The sequence below is a fragment of the Paenibacillus luteus genome (assembly GCF_006542765.1).
GTDB lineage: Bacteria > Bacillota > Bacilli > Paenibacillales > Paenibacillaceae > Pristimantibacillus > Pristimantibacillus luteus.
In genome coordinates this window covers 491384-513781 of record NZ_SKCD01000022.1, presented here as the reverse complement: position 1 = coordinate 513781, position 22398 = coordinate 491384, and the positions used below count along the sequence as shown (strand labels likewise).

Here is a 22398-nt window from a genome sequence, read left to right as displayed (position 1 = left end):
TGATGACACCTCGGTTATCTAACACCCGCTCACCCTCTAAGCTCAGTACATGGATTATTCATGGTATTTTTATCGTTGTATGTATCGCTTGTTTGTATCCCTTTCTAGTTATTATAGGAACCTCCTTTCAGAATGAAACGGATATCCTCTTGTCAGGGTATTCGATTCTGCCGAAGCAGTTCGATTTGACGGCATATCAAGTTATTCTTCATAATCCTGGTGTCTTGCTCAATGCGTATGTGGTGACGATATTCACAACGCTAGTGGGGACTGTGGCAGGGCTGTGGATTACAACAAGCTTCGCCTTCACCATTTCGAGGAAAGATTATGCCTACCGCAAACAGCTTTCATTTTTTGTGTTCTTTACGATGCTGTTTCAAGGCGGTTTGGTTCCTTCCTATATTTTGATGGTCAGCTGGCTTGATTTGAAAAATAACCTCTTGGCCCTCATTCTGCCTTTCCTTATCACAGGCTGGCATGTGTTGTTAATGAGGGGCTTCTTGCAAACGCTTCCTGATGCTCTATTTGAATCAGCCAAAATAGATGGAGCAACCGAGTTTACCATTTTCACACGCATTGTGCTTCCCCTTAGTAAACCAGCATTGGCGACACTCGGCTTATTCCTGGTTTTGCAGTATTGGAATGACTGGTGGCTGACTCTGTTGTACATTGATCATGAGGATAAGATGAAGCTGCAATATTTACTCATTCGTGTGCTGCGCAACATGGAGTTCTTGAATAGTGCGGAAGCGATACAATACGGTCTGGTTAAGCCAGGACAGCAAGTGCCGAGTTTAAGCGCGCGGATGGCGATGTGTATTCTTGCCGCAGGACCGATGCTGGTCATCTTTCCTTTCTTTCAGCGTTATTTCGTGCAAGGCCTGACGGTCGGATCGGTAAAAGGATAGTGAAAAAAGGGTTTTCCAGCGCATGGATCTTCCTCATGTGTCTGTTATATATAAAAAAACATCATATTTTAAGGGAGGCATGTTTGTGAGTATGGGAAATAAAAAGACAAAGAAACTGGTAAGCAGCATGATTATGATGGGGATGGTGGGTACAGTGGTTCTTAGCGGGTGCAGCTCGGGTAACAATGATGCGCCTAATGCCACGAATGCAGCTACTGCAGAACCGAAGACGACTGAAACAGCCGAGAAAGCGAAAGAGCTAGTCAATGTTAGTTGGTATATGCGGAAACCGATTGATACGATGAAGGATCAAGAAGCGATTGAAGCGGAAGCGAATAAAACGATTAATAAAGCTGTAAACGCAAATCTGAACTTTACCTTTATTGATGCAGCAAGCTGGGAAGACAAAATGAAATTGATGTCTGCCTCTGGTGAAGTATACGATCTTGTATTTACTGCAAACTGGACGAATCCAATCGATTCGAACGTGCAGAAAGGTGCATTCCTGCCACTGGATGATCTCTTGAAGCAATATGGACAGGATATCCTCGCTAAAGTGGATGAGCGTGCTTGGAAAGCCGTCACGTATAATGGCAAGATTATGGCGGTTCCATCGCAGTCACCTTTTACCACGCCGCAGGGCATTGTATTTAAGAAAGATTTGGTAGAGAAGTACAATGTGGATTATAAGCAAATCAAAAATTTGCAGGATCTTGAGCCGTATTTAGAAACGATCAAGAAGAATGAGCCTACGATAACGCCATTGCTTGTCACGAAAACCGTTTCAGCAGCGGGTGACTTTATTAGTGATCATACCATTGTAACCAAAGGGATTCGGTATGATGAACTAGCAAACAAGCTCGTATTTGAAATTGATATTCCCCAATACGTCAACAATTATCGGACTATGCATGACTATTATCAGAAAGGGTATGTAGCCAAGGATGCCGGAGTTAAAACGGACTTCACGGCTGAAGCTAAGTCTGGGAAATATGCGGTCATGCGTGATTCAGGCGGTTATTCGGAGGATGGTTCGAAATCGACAGCCCTTTTTGGTTTCCCGACGGTGGAATCGCTTGTCTATTATCCAATCATATCCACAAGTAATATGGTGGGAGCTGCAACGGCCATCAGCAAGACGTCAAAAAATCCAGAAAAAGCAATGGAGCTGCTCAATCTCGTCTGGAAAGATAAAGAGCTATCCAACACGCTTGCTTTTGGGCTAGAAGGAAAGAACTATACGGTTAAATCTGGTGCCGGCACGGATGATATCTCCGTAGATGCGAAGAGCGGAGCGGAACAAACTTGGGCGATTTGGCATAACTGGCTCGGACCTCTCTGGGATCAGTGGGATTCCAGCTGGAATTCCAAGGCATCTCTTGAGTTAATGCAAAAAAATAATAATGAAGCAAAAACGTCGTCAATCCTCGGGTTTCTGTTCAATGGGGAAGCCGTCAAATCGGAAACAGTTCAAGTAAATGCGGTATATACGGAATTGCTTCCTATTCTAATCACAGGCTCAATGTCTGATTATGATAAATTTTTGGGAGAAATGAAGCAACGTTTGAATGAAGCTGGCTTGGACAAAATTAAAGCCGAAGCTCAGAAGCAGCTCGACGCGTGGAAAGCACAAAATCAGTAATAAAAACTTGGAACCGGGCTACTCGTAACTCGGTTCCAAGTTTTATGTAAAGCAAGTGAAAGGGGGAGCTTGGGTTTGAGATTTGCCGAATGGATGCAATAAAAATCGAGTAGGAGCGTGATCATTTATGATCAAGAGGAAATGGGCCGTTGGGGAGATTGTTTTTGCCTGTATGCTAATGCTTCTTTTTTATGTTGTACAATCGACTATCGCGAAAGCGGAGGATGTCCCCGTACAGAGCGGTTATCTGGTTGACGAGAGTTTTTCCTTTACCCATAACGAGACGATGGATGTCCTGCCTTCTGGTTGGGATGTCCGCAAAGCGGGGGGGAGTCTTTCCTCTTCCTACCTGAACTGGTTCAAAATGAGCGATACCAATACCACGTTGCCAGTATCTATGCGCAGAGCGTTCATCGAGCAAAATGAAGGCGCTATCACGATGGAATATCGATTCAAGCTATCCTCGATCATGGATGGCGTCAAATGGCAGCTGAGCAGTAACGATACAGAGGCTGTAAGTATCGTGACACACAATGGGGAGCTTAGTCTAGAAACCTCCAACGGGGATATACAGACTTTGCAATCCTATACTGCAGGTACGGAGTATGGTGTGAAAGTCATTGCGAATATTGACACAAATTCGGTGGATGTGTACATCAACGGTGTTCTTAAAGCCGCAAATGCAAGCTTCAAGCATGCAGTAACCAGTCTCGATCATGTGATGATCCAAACAGGCGCGTCTTCGAAAGGCGATATGTTCATCGCTCCTATTAAAATCTACAAGGGTTATGCAGTCAATGAGAGGTTCATTTCCCTCATGCCGGGTAACCTGCCTGAAGACTGGCAGACCGTTGCAGCTGGCGGAACGATTGCGGTAGAGGAAATGAGAAGCTCTGTGCGACCAGATGTGTTCAGTCTCAAACTGAACTCAACTGGGGTGACTGGTGAGATGAGCCTTAAGAAAAGCGTGCCGCCTACTTCGGCGAATACGGTTTTTGAATACAAGCTTTTAATTCCGCAAAAGCAAGACGGATATTCGGCAGAGCTTGTAAGCGGCAGCACGACCGTTATGAAGCTAGTAACCGAAAGCGGCAAGCTCTCCTACATTAATGATGTAGGTCAGCCTGTACCCTTTTATGATTATATGGCTAATCTTTGGTATGCAGTGAAGGTGAAGGTGAATTTGGATGATGCCACGGCTGATATTTACGTAAATGGGAAACTGCAAGCGCAGGGAGTTCCGCTTACAGCCAGTTCGGCAAGCTTGGACGGGATCGCATTTAAGACAGCTGCCGCAGCACAAGGTGTGATGTGGCTGGATGATATTCTGCTATACGAAGATGTACCGCTTCCTGTCGATTATGTGCCTGCTCCGAATCCTGTAATCTCATCTGATCAGGCGGTCGGTATTCAGGGCTGTCCGATCTGGAGGGAAGGAAATCATCTCGGTTGGGATACGATTACGCCTTACCCGGAGCGAGAGCCTTACTTGGGCTATTATGACGAGGGAAATCCAGAGACGGCGGATTGGGAAATTAAATGGATGGTTGAGCACGGCATTGATTACCAAGTCTCTTGCTGGTTTAGACCGACTTTCGGAGATGGCGTACCGATTAAAGAGCCTTATTTGCATAACTCGCTTCATGATGGGTTTTTCAATGCCAAATATAGCAATCAAACGAAGTTCGCCATTATGTGGGAAAATGGTGCATCCAAAGCGAAGGATAGCGAAGACTTCCGTACGAATATCGTGCCATACTGGATCGAATATTATTTCAAGGATCCGCGTTATATGGTGATGGATAATAAACCAGTCTTATCGATCTATAGCCTTAACGCTCTCAAACGGGATTTCGGAGGCAGCACGCAAAGCTTGGAACTTGTAAAAGCCGAGATGGATTACTTAAGAAACGCTGTTAAAGCGCTAGGGTTCGACGACCTTATACTCTTGATCACCACTTCAGCGTCGGACCCCATATCCTTGAGCGATAGAAAGCAGGCAGGATTCGATGCTGTCTATGCTTATTCTTGGGACAGTATGGGCGGGCATGCGGAGGTACAGAAATCTTATATGACTGCCCAGCGTGATACAGGCATCATCGATGCGCTCCCGATGATCAGTATGGGAAGAAATGATTTGGCATGGGGAGGCCAAGAAGGCTATTACGCGACTCCATCGGAGTTCCAAGCTGTTGCACAGTGGGCAAAGGATAGCTTGCAGCCATCGCTGCCAGCGGGCAGCTTGGGCAAGAAGATGGTTATGCTCGATAATTGGAACGAGCTTGGAGAGGGACATTTTATTATGCCTGCAGGTCTAACGGGCTTTGGCTATCTTGATGCTATCCGGAACGTATTCACAAGTGGTACAGCGCATTTGGATTTACAGCCAACGCAAGCGCAGAAGGACAGAATTAACATCTTGCACCCGCGAGGTAGAGTATTGACATTAAAGTCCCCAGTACCACCAGCTGTGACGGACGAGTACGGGTTGTTCTGGGGTTTCGACACGGATGGCGATTCAGAGGGCTGGAGTTTGGAGAAGCAGGTCATCAATGATGAGGTTAGCGAAGGTGCCTACTCAGGAACAGCGATTGACATTGATCCTGGCATTAGGTCAGCGGACTACTTGAATATTCAGGCCTCTGATCATCCCTATCTGAAAATTAGAATGAAGAGCAATAAAAACTCCTCAGGTCAGGTGTTCTTTATTACCAATGAGGATGGTAACTGGAATGAACGCAAATCCGTAAGCTTTTTTGTGGAAAAGAACGAAACGGGCTATACCGATTATGTGGTCGATATGTGGAAGAATGCCAACTGGGACGGAGTTATTCGAAAGATTCGGTTTGATCCAATGAAGGTTATTGGAGACTTTAGCATCGATTCCATTGGAATTGTATACTCGCCTGATACAGGTATTCATGTGAAAGTTGACGGTGTGAAAGCCCAGTTCTATGAGGAACCAGCTCTGGTTAATCAAGCGGTCATGGTTCCAGCAGGGGAAATGCTGAAGCTGATCGGTGCCAGTACGGAATGGGAGCAATCGACACAAACCCTAATTGGCGTGAAAGACGATCACATCTATAGATTTAAGGTTGGTCAACTAACAGCCTATAAAGATAATCAAAGTATCGTACTGGAGCGTACTCCTGTATTGCAGCCATCGGGTGAGCTTTTGATCCCGGCCGCTTTCTTTAATCAAGCGTTCGGGTATGTTGTGAATTGGGACCCCGTTGCTGAAATGATTGAAATGTATACCGCCTCAAAGGTTTGGGAGTTTAACACTCTGGAGGGCTGGACGACTAACAATCAAGTGACGGGAGGCCAGGCAACAAGCGGAATCTATCAAGCAACCTCGACGGGCAGTGAGCCTGAGCTGATCTCGCCAGATAACATTAACTTTCCTGCTTCCGCAATTAAGAGGGTTAAAATAAAGCTTAGGAATGACACAAGCGGTAATGAAGCGAGCGTGTATTTCAAAACTTCCGAATCCTCGGAATGGAATCTGCTAAATAAGCTGACGACATATGTGATGCCTAATGATGCGAACTTCAGGGAGTATGTGTGGGACCCGAGTCATCATTCGGCATGGAGCGGAACGATCAAACAAATCAAAGTGATTCCAACGAATGCAGTAGGGCACTTTGGTATTGATGCCATCACGCTGGACACAGCGGCAAGCGTAGCCGTAAAAGGGAATAACATGGTTTCGAATGCAAGTATGGAAGCGGATGTAGTTCCAATCGGATGGGAGACGATAAGAGAGCGGAGCACGGAGCAGCAACATAGCGGAGAATACTCTTTACAAGTCACGAAGACCAACCAACACGGAAGCGTTCAGTTTCCAGTGAGTGTCGAGAAAGGGAAGGAATATGAGTATTCCGCATGGGTTAAGCTGCAAGCTAATCTGAATCCTGGGAAAATAATCAGGCTATGTCTTGCTTATAGCGTAGATGGTGTAGGTAAGCAGCTCTGTCCTTTCTCGAGCCCAGCACTAAGCAGTACGGAATGGAAACAGGTTAGCGGCACCTATACCATTAATGAAATAGGGAACGTCACGAATGTCAGAATGTATTTATTTACTGACACGCCAGCTGAGAATGATATGTACTATTTGGATGATGTAGAAGTTAGGCCAGTTACCTATAAAGAAACGCCTGCTTGGATATATGTGACGGATATGAGCCTGAACAAGAGCTCGGTGTCGATTATGGAAGGTAAAACGGAAACGTTGCTGCCTGTCATCCAGCCAGTCGATGCGTTTAACAAAGCGGTAGTCTGGCATTCCGATGATCCCGAAGTGGCTTCTGTAGATGCATATGGAAACGTGTATGGACGAAGCTTAGGCGTCACTCAAATTACGGCAATAAGCGTGGATAGCGGTAAAACGGCCACCAGTACGGTAACCGTCATCGAAAGAACAAACGAAACGGTAACGTTAACGGTGAAGCCCGATGGAACAGGTGATTTTCTCTCGCCGAAGCTGGCGAACGAGAGCATTATGGATAGCAGCTCTGAGAAGCAGTATGTGATTCTGATTTATCCTGGCGTGTATACCGATAAGAATTGGGTGGTTAAGCCTTATGTAACTCTCCGTGGCACAGACCGAGATCTTGTTTGGCTAAAGGGAGAGAACAGCGCATCGGCTAGCAATAGTGAAATCACTGAACAATCGACCTTGTGGTTGAAGGGTACAGCCAATCTAGAGAACCTGACGATTACGGCCAAAAACATGAGATATCCGCTTCACAGCGAGGATAGCGGCAAAAATAAAGATGCTGTCCACATTGTACGAAATGTTCATATTGAGCATTATGGAAATCTGGAAGCGGTCGACTACCGGAAGAGCTGGGTGGCTGCGAATCCTGGGGTAACACCTCTAGCGGATCTTGATCCAGCACAGGTGTGGGGAGGCATTAGCGGTAACGGTTCTCATGCGTGGGGTTATGGTTCAGGAAGTGGTGTATCTGAAACTTTCTATGACAGCACCTTTGTTTCCAAGGCTACAGGCTGGTACGTGCACAATCGAGAGGATTTCACGGAACCACAGATCAATGTCATCAATAACAGCAAAATTGTGTCAACGGTAACGTCAAACCCGATTACGATCCAGTCCTTAGGAAGCGGAACCCAGGATGAAGTTATCTTCAATAACAGTGAATTTGTGGGAACATACATGTTACAGAATGACGCCCCTTGGATTTCACAAAAGCCTGAGAACCAGTATGCCAATCATGCGGACTATAACGTGACTTTCAATAACAGCACGCCGATCGGTTATGCAGATGGTCACAGAGGAAGGGCACTGGCGTTGTTCAGCAGCTCCACGGGCAGCAGCTCCAATGTTAAGGTTAGCGGGAATGCAGTGGAGGATATTTTGGGCACTTATATCACCCGTGATGGGGGAGGAGGCCTGAAGGGTTACTTATACGGCTATTGGGATATCTCGGGCATTAAAGTGGGCATCAGTTCCAACATCCAAGTGAATAATACGCTTGGAAGAAGGCTCGGGGATCTTACAGTCAATCCGAAAACGTTGCAGGTGCTCTTTGAGAACGGCACGACCAAAACGATCCTGTTTAATGAAAATTATACGGAAAAAACCAATGCATATATTATCGATATCATAAATGGCGCATTGGGCACTTCAGGCTATGCGGCAGAATATAACGTAACTGCAAACGAGTACTATCCGCAGGTGCCGGATAAACAAATGACGCTGCTGAATCAAACACAAGTTGGCATTCCTAGATTTGCAGCTGTTGCATTTGACGCCGATAATACGACATTGCGCTTAATGACACCAGCTGATTCTGCTGAGAGCTTCATAGGCATTACACTAGAGCCGATTGCGCCAGGACAGTCTGGTAGAGTATTGACGGAAGGAATTATGAGAAAGGACCAACTCTATGGATTTGCCGGAAGCGTCGGTGTGGGAACGAAAATATCGATTGGAACCCAAGCTGGCAGCTTGCTTGGGAATGCGAACAAACCTGCGCTACTAACGGGTGTTCTGACGGATTGGGCTTATTTCAAAGGAAGTACGAGTTGGATTGAAGTTACTGGGGTTAGCCTGAACAAAACCTCACTAAGCCTGACCTTGGGTCAATCCGAAGCGCTTGCCGTGACGGTATTGCCCGCGGATGCGAGCAAAGCAGTAACTTGGAGCTCTGATCATCCTAATGTGGCTTCGGTTGATGCGACAGGGACTGTGCGTGCCCACAGTGCCGGTACAGCTACAATTACAGTTACGTCAGCAAAAGGCGGAAAATCAGCATCGGCTGTCGTTACGGTACTTGCTCCTTTAGTTGGCAACAACTTGATCAACGATTCGAGCATGGAGGGGACATCACCGCTATATTCTGGATGGGAAATTTTAAGAACGCTCAGTTCGCTTGAGGCTCACAGCGGAAGCCAGTCTTTAAAGATCACCAAGACAAACCCTTTTGGAAGCATCAACTTTCCTGCTAATATTCAGAAAGAAAAGGAGTACTATTATTCGGCATGGGTGAAATTGGCTCCAGAATCCACAGCAGGCGCGGTGCTGCGGATCGGATTGACTTACAGGTTAGATGGTGTAACGAAGCAAAAAATAATTTTTACAACTCAACCATTAAGTTCCTCGTCTTGGACGCGATTAGAAGGCCTTTATACTCTTCAAGAGACAGGTACGGTTACGAATATGGCAATGTACATGTTCACAGATTTACCTTCAGCACTCGATACCTATTATCTGGACGATGTAGAAGTTCGGCCGGTCCTCACGGATACGATGCCTCCACAAACAACAGCGTCGTTATCGCCTGCTGCGCCGGATGGACCTAACGGCTCCTATGTGAACCCGGTCATCGTCACACTGGCAAGCGCGGACAGTTTGTCGGGTGTAGCGAAGACGGAGTACAGTCTGGATAACGGAACAACATGGCAGCTGTACACGTCACCCGTAACGTTCGATGAACAAGGTGCTGTTGATTTTATTTATAGATCAACGGATCGATCAGGAAACGTTGAGCCTTCCCAGCAAATTGCTTTTACGCTGGCTACGTCATCCGTGAGCGTTCAGCTTCAAGACAGCAATGGCAATCCGCTTAGCGGGGGCAGCGTGACCTATTATGATGGGGGCTGGAAAAGCTTTGGTGTGACGGGCGCTGATGGCAGAGCAAGTAAGAGCCTTCCTGCAAAAAGCTATACGTTTAGTATGAGTTATGAAGGGACTTCTAAGGAGCTAGTTCAACATACAGGAACTAACCGTACGGTTAGCTTTCAGACGGTCAAAGTTAAGGCCCAGTTGAAGGATAGCCAAGGCAATCCGTTGGACAGCGGAAGTGTAAGTTATTATGCAGGAAGCTGGCGGACGATGGGCAGTACAGCTGGCGGTGAAGTCAGCAAGGAGCTGCTGCCTGGTTCCTATACCTTCGGCATGACCTATGAAGGGACGTATAGGGAGAAAGTACAGCATGTAGGCATTAACCCTGTGGTTGTCTTTCAGACTGTCAAGGTTAAGGCGCAACTGAAGGATAGCCAAGGCAATCTAATGGATAGTGGAATTGCAAGCTACTATGCAGGAAGCTGGCGGACGATGGGCAGTACGGCTGGCGGTGAAGTCAGCAAAGAACTGCTTCCTGGTTCTTATACCTTCGGCATGACCTATGAAGGGACGTATAGGGAGCAAGTACAGCATGTAGGCAATGACCCCGTGGTTGCCTACCAGACGGTTAAGGTCAAGGTGCAGCTAAAGGATAGCCAGGGCAATCTAATAGACGGCGGCAGCGCGAGCTACTATGCGGGAAGCTGGCAGACGGTGGGAACTACAGCCGGAGGCGAGATCAGCAAGGAGTTATTGCCGGGTACGTATACGTTTGGCATGACCTATGGAGGTGTATACAAAGAAATCGTAGCTGCGATTAGCACAAATCCAACAGTCGTATTTGAGATTTAACCTGATGCGGGACAACAAAACGAAGGTCTGCGGATCTTCGTTTTGTTTCATTCATTTATCCATTTCATTGGCCAATTGTTTCTTATTAAAGGGAGGAAAGCAGCTATGACGATTATCCATGCCATCGTATTTGAAGATACAAACAAGGTGAGCTTTGGTACATTTACATTACCTGAGATGAATGACAATCAAATGCTTGTAAAGACACGCTATACGTTTGTTTCAAGTGGAACGGAAACACGCGTCCTGGGTGGCCATTATGGCGCTTCTGACAAATTCCCATTAATCCCTGGGTATGCGGCTGTCGGTGAGGTAGTCCAGATAGGCGTGAATGTTAAGGGTTATCGTGTCGGTGACCTTCTGAGCTACAACCCGCAAACGGGTCCGAAGGACATTTATTCGCAATGGGGAGGGCAGGCTAGTATGCATCTGGTTGGTGTGGATGATAAGCCTATTCTATTGCCGAAAGGGGCTGATCCCTTGGACTATGTCGTTAGCCAAGTGGCGGCTATCAGCTTGCGAGGCGTTATGGCAGCGGAGCCACAGCGGGATGAATGTGCGGTGGTCATCGGGCAGGGCGTCATTGGAGCTTTCTCCGCGGGTCTTCTAGTTAGCCAAGGATGCCGGGTCATTGCTGTTGATTTATCGGAATCTAGACTTAACCGTTCCTTGAGTTATGGGGTTCACGCTTGTGTTCAGGCTTCTGACCCAGATGCCTTGGAGCGTATACTTGCCTATTGTGATGGCGGTGCAAACCTTGTTATTGAAGCTTCAGGCTCCTCGCAGGGCGTCACGCTTGCTCATAAGCTGATTCGTAAAACGCCAAATGTGTTTCGGGATCCGAAAACGTATTATGTGAACCCGATTTCAGGTATTGTCGGGCATTGGCCGCGTATTGTATATCAAGGCACGTACATCGAGAAGCTAAGCCTTGATCCAAGGGCTGATTTGAATTCGGAAGGCGTTCTCCTTCTCATGCCTGGAGATCGGGGAAATGAGGATCGATTGAATGCTGTGGAGGCCATTCGGAGTAAAGTGATTGATCCTAGGGTTTATATCGATCGTGTTGTCCCTTATACAGAAGCAGCATCAGCATACGAACAATTACGTCTACACCCAAATGATGTCTTCTCTGTCGTATTTGATTGGACTCTATAACTTTTAATGGAAAAGGCCGAGCATCTAACAGGTTGATCTGTTAAGATGTTCGGCCTTTTATTCAAATATAGGAAAGGATATGATTTCGCCATCCTTTCTCTATATTTCTGGGAATGAAACGCGCCGCGCCGCCAAAGGACGGCGACAGCCGTTTCACCTTGATATTAATCGTGGGCAATCAGCTCTCTATTAATTGGTAATTTGCCTGTTATCGCCTGCAAAAGGTATTCAACTGTACAGTCAATATCTCCATAGGTGTTCACGATGGTGTCGATCGAAGCTTCGTATTCCTTATGAACGAAAGAATGGAAGTGGGAAACAAAGATTATCGGTGTATCAAACTTTGTCCAGCCGCCCATCATGTTCCTTGCTACTTCGTCATGCAGCCGAACGACATTCAGCCCGTAGCTAAGGCGGCTGCCGATGGAGCAAAGGATTACATCGTACGATTTGTCGGCAACGGCCTTAAACAGGGCGTCGGGACCCGGATCGATCCATTGATCCACCGAATCGGAGTAGCGGCCAATCTCCTGTTTCATCTTTTCAAATAATTCCCCATAACGCTCGTGATTGTTCATAATGACAACATGCAGAACTTTTGTCTCCGATAGAAGAGGATAGGGGATCAAACTTGCACGATCTCTAACGAGCGTAATGCTTTGTTTCATGACGTTTTCTGCCAATGCCGCGTGAGCCGCTTTATCGGGTGACCGCTTTGTGGAGGCAGATTGCGAGTCTTGGAAAAGGCCGAATTGCTCCTTGAGCGACACAATTCTGCAAGCCCGATCTCGGAGAGTCTCAAGGGTTAAGCTGCCGCTATGGAATCGGTTCTCCATCTCGATATAGAAACGCTCGTCCATTCTGGGAAACAGCAGCATGTCGCAGCCATTGGTCAGTGCCGCCGCACAAGCATCATAGTAGTTCATAAAGCCGACAACTCCGCCCATTTCAATCGCGTCCGACACGACCAGCCCCTCGAACCCCAGCTCATTTCTAAGCAAATCAATCAGCAGCTTTTTTGATACAGTCGCAGGGGGATACAGTCCACGATCATCCGGTTCGTCAAAGGCGGGGAACCCAATATGCCCTGGCATGATCGCCATAGCCCCTTGATTGATCAGCGTTTGGAAAACGCGTCCTGGCCCTTTTCTCCACGCCTCTGCATCCAGTGGAAGGACCGGTGTCGTCAGATGCTGATCCCAGGAGGAATAGCCGTCACCAGGGAAGTGCTTAATCGTAGCCATCATGCCGTGATCCTGCAGTCCTGTCATATAAGCCCCGGCTATTTTAATTGCTTGCTCGGGATTCTTCCCTGCGCTTCGTATGCTGACAACCGGACTGTCAGGATCTACAGCAAGGTCTGCCACCGGCGAGAATGTCCAGTTGTAGCCAAGCTCTCCGGCTTCTATCGCAGTACTTGTGCCAACCTCATAAGCTAGCTCTGCCGAATTTGTCTGGCTAAGTCCCATCATATAAGGAAACTTTGTCGCGCCTAGTATCATATTGCCGGGACCGCATTCGAGATCGCTAACAATAAAAGGAGGGATGCTGCAAGCGCTTTTAAAACGTCCGATAATTTGCTGTAATTCTGTCCTTTCCATGGGATGAAAGAACATCGCTCCGAACTCTTCCAGTCGCTCCTTGCCAACCATGCCATAGGTTGGGCAGCATACTTGGTTCAATAATTGTCTGAATGAAAGGGTTCCAACTAAGCTTTTGGCCGTTTCCGTTTGGGTTATTCTGTATTTCATCGACACGTCTCCTTCGTTTGTTGTAGGCTTTTAGCATTCATAGTCAGATAAACTAGGAATCTCATTCGTTTTTTGGGATTTTCAACTGTTTGACATTGTGTTTTAACGCATATTCTTTAGGGGTTATGCCAAAATGCTTTTTAAATAAGCTAAAGAAATAGGTTTCGTTTAGCACGCCTACTTTCTCTACAATTTCACGCACGCTATTTTCATTTTCGGATAGGTATTCTGCTGCTTTGGCCAGCCTTGTTTCATTTATATAGTCGGCAACGGATACATGCATAGCATCTTTAAATAGATTAGCTAGACGTCTTTGGGATATTTTCATAATAGATGCTATGGATGCCAAACAGAGAGAAGGATCTTGGAAATGGGTTTCTATATACTCGGCTACCGTTTCTACAACGTAATGATTTACTTTATTGGTTGTACCTTCTGACTTCGTGTGCAAGGATTCTTTAATCGCGCCAAAGATCGTTTCGTGGATACTGTTTAATGTCTCTTTCTCCATGAGCTGAAGCGAAAAGCTCGACAGGTCAATAAGAAGAGAAGGCGTTGCCGCATCTGGGCTGGATTCTAACGTCTTCTTGGTCGTTTCCAAAAGCCGGAAAGTTGAAGCAAGCGCATTATAATAGTTGAGCTGGCCAATATCGGCGAACAGCCGTCTCATAGCGTCCTCAATGTCATCTAAGCTGCGTTTACGAAGAGCTTCCTGTAAGCGAGTTTCCAGATTTTTGGCATATCCTGTTTTTTGATTGTTTTCATTGAGCAGCAATCTCTCGGTATCCAGAATAGAATGATGGCCATAGATAAAGCGGTATACGGTTTGATCCAGTGCTTTGTTATAGAGGGTATGCAACGAGTCAATCGTATTGGATATCGGACTGATTGACGCAGTAAACGTAATTTTATAAAACTGGTGAACAAATTGTTGTGCTTCTTGAATGAATGTTGTTAAGTCGGTCTCAAAGTGCTCATGCCCTTGAGGAATGCTAAGGATGAGAACAACGTGATCATCCTTTAAATCAAGGCCTTCATTGATATAGGCCCTTGAAATCCATTCCGATGTGACGTTAATCATGGCGTAGCGAATCGTTTCCTTATCCTTGGAAGAAAAGCTTCGCTGAAAATCTTTATAGTTGTCTATTTTGAGCAGTAAAACCGCATAGGACTGATCTAAGGGTAAGCTTATTTTCATTTCAAGAAAGATGCTTTCCAACTCGGCGGTATCCATTTTTAGATTTTCTGTCAGTATGCGGTTTAACCAATAGTGCTTCATCACATCTCCGTATTGGTAAATCTGTTTGTCATAAAGGTTTAATTTTTCCATGGATTGCTTATAGACATAATCCAAGTAGGAGATTTCGTCGCCTTTTCCTCTTTGCTCGAAGGTATGCAGGCGTCCAGAAGAAATGGTTTGCACTAAATTGCCAATAGGGCCATAGATTTTACGTGAAATGCTGACGGAAATGACAATCGCCATCACAAGAAAAATGAGTGTAATAAAGATGATACTTGTCTTAAAGCCTTGAATATATCCATATACTTCCAAGGTCGGTTGAATCTTCAACAACGTCATGTTAATGCTATCGAGATAGAGGTAGGTTATTAAATACTGCGTGTCCATGTATTTGCTTTTAAACGAACTGTCAGCTTCTAAAGATGAAGCCTTTTTGGTGTGATTTAAAACTTCGTTCTTCAACCACTTTAATTTATCCGCGTTTTCTTGGTTTTCATCCACATCGGTATAGTCACCGTGCTGATCCAGGAGATAGATGTTATTTCCTTGCTGCCGATCAACACTATTAATTTGCTTAATGTTGCCAAGCAGCCATTCGGGTTTGACATTGATAACGACAGCACCGTCCGGTTTTTCGCTGTTCATTGCGGTTTCATACATAAAATAGGAAAGAACACGTTCACTTTTGTTCGTTTCATTTACTACTTTTTGGATATCGCGAAAGATGGGTTTCAATTTCGGCAGCAGTTGATCGGAATTGTACAACGCTAACAATTGTGGATCATCGAAGAAAATGGGAGAGCCTGCATTGTAAAATTGATCAAGGTTGCGATTATACACACTGATGGAGTGTATGTAGGGGTAAGAGGACGTTAACGAGTTAACGACATTGTTCAGGCGTGTGATGACGTCAACGATATTTTCCTGCTCCGCGTACATGATGGAAGTAATGTCGTTATTTATATAGAGGGACTGCGTGAGCCGGCTCATCGTTTCATTCATGATGTTCGTATTGTATTTGACCTGAAGCAGTATTTTTTTGCTATTGTCCGATTCCTTCTTAATCATTAAGTTTTGCGCATTTAAATAAATGATGACAGACAGAATGCCAACGATGCAAAGAACGGATGCGCTGATCCACAAGACGATTTTAAAAAGAAAGCTTTTGGATGCGAATAAAGATGTTAGTTTCATTAATGGTCTTGCTCCTCCCATGCCTTGTAGAAGTGAGAATAGCTCATCTAAAAGCAAAAGTAAATCTAATTTGCGTATCTCATAGTTACGAACATAAATCGTATAGTTCTCAGACGGAAAATATTTGGATCACAGGGGGACCTGCACGATCGCCTCCCTACATTTATTAGAGGTTTCGACGCAATTTAAAGTATACATTCTAGCAGGTGTTAGTTACTTTTAAACTAACGGTTTGGCTGCTGCCCAGAGGGCTCGCCATACTCGAAATTCACGTGGAGATGAATGCAAAATGGAAACAATACAGTTTCGAGGACGTTTGACTCAAGTTAAAAGCAAGCTGCAAACGGGACAATTAACGTTGGGTTTCATTGGTGGATCTATTACGGAAGATGGCAGCTTAATGCCGAATTGGCCGGAGCCAGTCGCGCGTTGGTTTGTAGAATCGTTTCCTCAAGCACGCATCAAAGTGGAGAATGCTGCGATAGGTGCAACAGGCAGCGATTTGGCTGTTTTCCGTGCTGAGCGAGACTTGATCAATCATCAATGTGATCTGATATTTGTTGAATTTGCCGTCAATGACTACATGACACCTTCTGAACATCGGATGAGAGCGAGAGAGGGATTAATCCGCAAGCTGCTGGCTGACGGACGAAGTGAGCTCGTATTCGTCTATACCTACTGTCAGAAAATGTACGAGGACATGTCCGAAGGGGAGGTTCCCGCCAGTATCGCTGAATTCGAAGAGTTAGCGGAGCATTATGGCATCAGCACGGTTTGGGCTGGACTGCATGCCTGGCAGGAAGTGAAGATGGGCCGTATGACTTGGGATGAGTGGCTGCCAGATGGGCTGCATCCTAAACATCGAGGCAGTCTGAGTTATGGGCAGTGCGTCATTGCTTATTTGGAAAAGGAATTGCTAACGGATTTTAATACGGTAAGTGCCAAAATCGATAAACCGCTCGCAACGCCGCTTAATGTTAATCATTGGGGGCAAGCGGATACGCTCTCATTGGATGAGGTTCAGTTGGAAGGACCATGGTTGACTAGACGCGCTAGGGCACACATGCCTTGGGTGGATCACATGCTGTGTACTTCTGCGGTCGGCTCGAAGCTATCCTTCTCGTTTACGGGAAAGGGACTTGCGCTAGCCTTCGATTTTGGCAAGAAGTCAGCGGAATTCATCTACAAGCTGGACGGAGGCCCTGCGATTACTTCTTGTCGCGAACGGCCTAATTGGTGCGCAGACGGGGGCTGGTTCCATATTTATTGGATCGCGAATGACCTGGAGGCAGGGCAGCATCATATTGAACTGGAGGTCGTGCACGGCAATAGAGCGGACTGCACAGGAACGAATTTTCATTTGGCTTTAATCGGAATAGTGAGATAGGACTGCTCGCAGAACCCGAGAAAATAAAATGTAAGTAAAAATATAAGGGAGTTGAAGGGGAATGAGTCATTTATTTCAAAAGGCAAAAGCGCGTGTAGGCGTGATCACAGTGGGCCACGAGCCGTATTGGGCACAATTTCCGGGATTAAAAGAGGAGCTTGAGGGCTATGGTCGTGAATTTGAGGAAATGCTTCGGGGGCAAGATGTCGAGGTGGTATCGGGGGGCTTTGTTGATGGTGTAGATAAGTCTTTTGCAGCATCATCTTATTTGAAGACCCAAGACATTGATTTCCTATTTTGCTTCCTGAGCACCTATGTGACGTCATCGACGGCGGCTACTCCGATCTTGAATTTGTCTGTTCCAACGGTACTTGTCGCATTGCAGCCAAGAAAGCGCCTGGACTATCGCAATACGACGACCTATATGCAATTAGCTAACGATAATATTTGTTCCCTTCCCGAAATAGGCGGTGTACTCGTGCGAGCGGGAAAACCTGCGGCGGGAATGATTGTAGGAACGCTTTATGACGATGAACGTGCGATGAACGAATTAAAAGACTGGTGCCTGGTCGCTAATGCGCGAAGAGCATTCAAATATGCCAGAATCGGCTATATGGGACATACCTACGAGGGAATGTATGATATGAACTCCGATCCGACAGCTTTTACGGCTTCCTTTGGTTCGCATGTGCAAATGCTCGAAATGTGTGATTTGGCGAAGCTTGTGAACGGTGTAACGGCTAAGGAAATGGCTGATAAATTGGACGAAATTAATAGCGTTTTCAAAATATCCGATCCCTTTATCGATCCGGTGACCAGACCGATCAAGCAAGAGGATCTCGATTGGTCAGCCAAAGTCGCGGTTGGGCTGGATAAGTTGATTGTAGAAAATGGGTTAACAGGTCTTGCCTACTATTACCGGGGTCTTGACAACAATGAATATGAACGGATTGGATCGAATATGGTGCTCGGCAACTCGCTGTTGACAGGCAAAGGAGTTCCGCTTGCAGGAGAAGCCGACTTAAAGACATGTGCAGCGATGCTAATTATGGATCGTCTGGATGCAGGAGGTTCATTCGCGGAGCTGCATCCTTGTGACTTCGTTGACGACATTGTCCTCGTCGGGCATGATGGCCCTCATAATATTAAGATTAGCGACGGCCAGCCGATCATTCGCGGATTGGATCTGTTTCACGGTAAAAGCGGATCTGGCATCGGCGTTGAGTTTAGCATCAAATCAGGGCCTGTTACGTTGCTCAGCATTTCACAAACGGCTAACGGCAAATACAAAATGATCGCCACGGAAGGCGAATCCATCAAAGGGGAAATTCCGCAGACTGGCAATACAAATACTCGCTGTAAATTTAATTACAGTGTTTCAGAATTCGTGGAAAAATGGTGCTCAGCAGGTCCAACGCATCACTTTGCGCTTGGTGTGGGGCATGTAGGATCCAAGATCCGTAATGTTGCCAAGGTGCTGGGCATTGAGGTGGAAATCATATGACAAAAAATGTAAAAGCAAAGCACTCCTTGCAAAGAGTCACACTGGAAATGAGCCTGAAGCCTTTCAAGAGTATGGCACCAGAGGCCATCGAGGCTGTATGTGCGGAGGCCATCCGCCAGTGGCTTCCACTGATCGGCATGGCGGACAGCTGTTCCATGCTGCTGTGGGTCGCCGATGGAAGCGAGATTCTTGTCTGGGATGGCGATTTGCAGCGTGAGATTGAATGGGCCCGCTATATCGGATACGCCAATGAGCAATTCTTCAGCCACCTTACGGAGGGCACTGATCCGCGAATCGCCCAGCCTTACCTCAGCGAAACAGCAAAAATCACCTACGGTGATTTGCAATTCATAATCGCTTCCTTCAAAAGAATTGCAGCGGATCGTTACGGCATTCGCATGGAGGTAGGAGCGACTTTTGACGCTGGACCAGAATTTTCCTACTCCGATTTCAAATATAAGCATCACCCGGAAATCAACCTTGCTGAAGTGAACGGGCAATTCATCTCGTTGAAAGCGGATTATACGGTCGTATGTGGTTGGTCGAAACTGAAAGAAGATAACGTGGATTATGCAGCTTATCCTGGCGGCATTCCCGAAGGTACGCCATTTGGCGAGTTTCTGGGGCGGCAGTGTGCAAGTTTTTTGCCGGCACTAGGCTTTGATTATATTTGGTTTTCCAATGGATTTGCGATGTCGTACTTTCCATGGACGTATCTAGGTGCTAATTACGATGGTAAGCAGCTTGGCATGGTTCAATACGAAGAGCTATCGACTAAGACGCTGTCGTTCTGGGAAATATTCAAGCAAGAATGCCCGGATTATCGAACAGAAGTCAGAGGGACCAACTACGGTACAGGCATGGACCTAGCCAAAGACTGTATTCCCTTACTGGATATGTATGAGAGAAGCTATGTTGAATTCCCGCCGCCAAACTCGCCTTGGGGAGCCCTTAACTATGATTTCGGCTTGGAGCTCACAGGCTATATGTCACGTATAGCCATGCTCCCGAGTCAGACTTACTTATTCCGCTTTTATGCCAATGATCCATGGTTCTGGCAAAATCCCTGGTGGGATTTGTACGATCGGGAGCCGCATGATATTTATTGCCCGCTTACCGTTGCTCGAGTTAACACAGAGGGGGAGTTAGAGAGCCCAGGGATCGTACAAATTTTGACCATCGATTCGGAAAAGGGTGAGCTGGATGAAGATATCCCGATGGAGGTTATTCCTCATATTAAGAAGGCTTTCAAAGATGCGCCCGACCAGCCGGGAATCTTAACGTGGTTGTACCCATTTCGAGAGCTGCATGAAGCAATGGCTGAATCAGACGAGCATTCGAGCGACGCTTTCTTCCATGATTGGTTTGTGCGCAATGCCATTAACCAAGGCTTGCCGCTGAATACGGTTGTTAGCACGGATGACTTTTTCGCAATGAATGATGATGCCATCCATAAGCTTCAAGATACGATTTTATTTACAGCGGCTTTTTGGATCAAAGGGGAGAAAGCGCTGAGAATCATCGAGTATGTCCGAAACGGAGGCAAAATCATTTTCTATGGTAGGGTCGAAGATCCGGATTTGCGCAAACTGTTGAATCTTGCGTGCGAGGATGAGCTTGAAGGTGACTTTTCCGTTAACCTTACTTTGCCAAGAGATACGATCAAGAACGGGGAGCACGTAAGCGGAGACGGAAATCATAAATTGTACCATCACTCGAACATTTCAGGCGGTGGGTTAAGCGATGTTGTGGACGACCTGACTGATAACAATACACTCGTGCATGCAAGCGTGAATCAGTTAGGGCTGGAACGCGTATTTACGCTAACTAGAGCTTTACCTGAATGGAATGGAGGCCAAGCGGGGTGGGTACGCGGCTCGCTGCCTTTCCAGCCTGCAGGCGTAACGCATTTGCCGGTTCGGCAGGAGAAGGAATTTGTGGATTCCTCCCTATTTGTGCGCTATCTCCTGCAACCATTTGGTTATTCTTTGTACCAGTCAAAGGAAGATGCAGCCTCCGAATCGGCATTGCTGTTCATCACAAGGAATGATAACGCATTTATCCTTACCGGCTGCAAGCAGGATACATCAGTGGGGCTTCAGCTTCAATTCCCTGATGGTGCCCCACTGATTGTTGGACAGACTGCTATGATTGGGGAAGGAACGGCTGCTTATGCACTTGACCGAACGTTTCATGATGAATGCCGCTTGTTTGTTAAGCAAAAGCAAATATCTCGGATAATATGCAGGGAAAATCAGCCTGTTCCCACACCCAAGAAACGCAGCAACACGCTCCGTACGATAAGCGTTTACAATCTGGTTGAGGCCGATGTGACTATTTATCCTCCTCTTGCCGAGCTGCAAGCGGGCAACGTGGAAGTGAAGCTCGGCGAACAAGCTTTGGATTTAACCGGTAAGGCAATCGGAAATCGTATACGACTAACTCAAATTAGCGGAAACATTGATATTTCATGGTAAATCGTCTCGTTGCTACAAAAAATCCGTCATGTGAGAGGCTGGTGAGAATGGATGAATACATCAAGGAAAAATGAGGAAGAGGTACTGGATCACAATATGAAAATAGATGTGAATACGAGCAGCGATTGGACATGGCATTCGCCTCTAAGTGAGCCCTTTCGAATAACGGGGCTGCCTTGGCTTGAACAAGACGGGGTATATCGAAGATTGCCACTTGAGCCAAGTCATCCCATTCGATCAGAGGTAGATCGGCTTGCGAATTATACGACGGGCGTGCAAATTCGTTTCCAGACAGACTCACCGAAGCTTTATGTAAGAGTCGTTTTGGCTGATCGAGCGACCATGTACCAAATGCCTGCCACTGGTCAATGTGGCGTTGATTGCTATTTCGGTACAACAGGAAATCAACTTTATGTCAATACCACTCGCTTTGACCAATCGAAAGAGGAATACGAATCTGTCCTCTATGAATCCCTGCCTAGGGAAATGCGGGATATTACACTTAATCTGCCGTTATATCAAGGGGTGAAGGAGGTTTGGATCGGTCTTGATCCTTCTTCATCGGTAGCTGCATTTCCTGGTTTTGTAAGTAGCAAGAAGGTTCTTATTTATGGAACCTCCATCACTCATGGGGCTTGTGCCTCTAGGCCTGGTATGGCCTATTCGAACATACTAAGTCGGAAATTTCCGATTGAAATGGTGAATCTGGGGTTCTCAGGCAATGCGCAAGGGGAGCCGGAGCTTGCCCAGTTGATCAGTCAAATCGAAGAGCCGGCTTTGCTTGTTCTGGATTATGAAGCGAATACGCCTAGTACAGAACGACTGAAGGAATCATTGCCTGAATTTATCCGAATTTATCGTTCCCGCCATCCCGAAGTTCCCATTCTCGTCATCACACAGATCCGATTGCCGATGGAAGCTTTTGACGAATCCAAGCTTCGCCTGCGGGAAGAACGCAAACAGCTTCAATTGGCAACCGTTGAACGATTGCAGCAGGAAGGGGATGCTAATCTCCACTTCTTTGATGGTGCAGAGCTGTTAGGCTCCGATTATCAGGAATGCACCACAGATGGCGTTCACCCTTCTGATTTAGGTTATTCCCGTATCGCGGAAACACTTAGCCCGATTATTGATAAATTGATTTTCGAACAGCGTTAGCTGCGAGCTATGAGCTGAACAGGATACGGCCCGGCCAACA

General features: G+C 46.4%; 10 protein-coding genes. 8 read left to right on the top strand and 2 right to left on the bottom strand.

Annotated features, from left to right (window positions below; genetic code table 11):
• The first annotated feature begins 2 nt into the window (after window positions 1-2).
• From E0496_RS18560 to E0496_RS18545, 4 genes are all read left to right on the top strand, one after another.
• Window positions 3-908 carry a carbohydrate ABC transporter permease gene (locus E0496_RS18560; RefSeq protein WP_141503370.1) on the top strand — a complete coding sequence of 302 codons (906 nt, stop codon included), beginning with the start codon at window positions 3-5 and terminating at the stop codon, window positions 906-908.
• 91 nt (window positions 909-999) lie between these two features.
• Window positions 1000-2550: an extracellular solute-binding protein gene (locus E0496_RS18555; protein WP_241674878.1), complete on the top strand. Its 1551-nt coding sequence runs from the start codon at window positions 1000-1002 to the stop codon at window positions 2548-2550.
• A gap of 127 nt (window positions 2551-2677) precedes the next feature.
• On the top strand, window positions 2678-10489 hold the full coding sequence (locus tag E0496_RS18550) for an Ig-like domain-containing protein (protein WP_141503235.1): 7812 nt from the start codon (window positions 2678-2680) through the stop codon (window positions 10487-10489).
• 105 nt (window positions 10490-10594) lie between these two features.
• A complete protein-coding gene (locus tag E0496_RS18545; protein ID WP_141503234.1) occupies window positions 10595-11647 on the top strand; it encodes a zinc-dependent alcohol dehydrogenase in 1053 nt (350 codons plus the stop codon).
• Window positions 11648-11811: 164 nt separating this feature from the next.
• Here E0496_RS18545 and E0496_RS18540 read toward each other — a convergent pair whose 3' ends face one another.
• Entirely contained in the window at window positions 11812-13398 is a 1587-nt protein-coding gene (locus E0496_RS18540; protein WP_141503233.1) for a glycoside hydrolase family 3 protein, read from the bottom strand.
• A gap of 61 nt (window positions 13399-13459) precedes the next feature.
• Window positions 13460-15832 carry a helix-turn-helix domain-containing protein gene (locus E0496_RS18535; protein ID WP_161601475.1) on the bottom strand — a complete coding sequence of 791 codons (2373 nt, stop codon included), beginning with the start codon at window positions 15830-15832 and terminating at the stop codon, window positions 13460-13462.
• Window positions 15833-16121: 289 nt separating this feature from the next.
• Here E0496_RS18535 and E0496_RS18530 point away from each other — a divergent pair, with 289 nt between their 5' ends.
• The 4 genes from E0496_RS18530 to E0496_RS18515 all read left to right on the top strand — a co-directional run bounded on the left by E0496_RS18530 (window position 16122) and on the right by E0496_RS18515 (window position 22358).
• Window positions 16122-17219, top strand: a complete 1098-nt coding sequence (locus tag E0496_RS18530) for an SGNH/GDSL hydrolase family protein (protein ID WP_141503231.1) — start codon at window positions 16122-16124, stop codon at window positions 17217-17219.
• Window positions 17220-17280: 61 nt separating this feature from the next.
• Window positions 17281-18723, top strand: coding sequence for an L-fucose/L-arabinose isomerase family protein (locus E0496_RS18525; RefSeq protein ID WP_141503230.1), 1443 nt, complete (start codon window positions 17281-17283; stop codon window positions 18721-18723).
• Window positions 18720-21200 (top strand): hypothetical protein, encoded by a 2481-nt coding sequence (locus E0496_RS18520; protein WP_141503229.1) that lies wholly within the window; start codon window positions 18720-18722, stop codon window positions 21198-21200. The genes E0496_RS18525 and E0496_RS18520 overlap by 4 nt, the downstream gene beginning before the upstream one ends.
• A 51-nt stretch (window positions 21201-21251) precedes the next feature.
• Entirely contained in the window at window positions 21252-22358 is a 1107-nt protein-coding gene (locus tag E0496_RS18515) for an SGNH/GDSL hydrolase family protein (RefSeq protein ID WP_141503228.1), read from the top strand.
• Window positions 22359-22398: the final 40 nt, after the last annotated feature.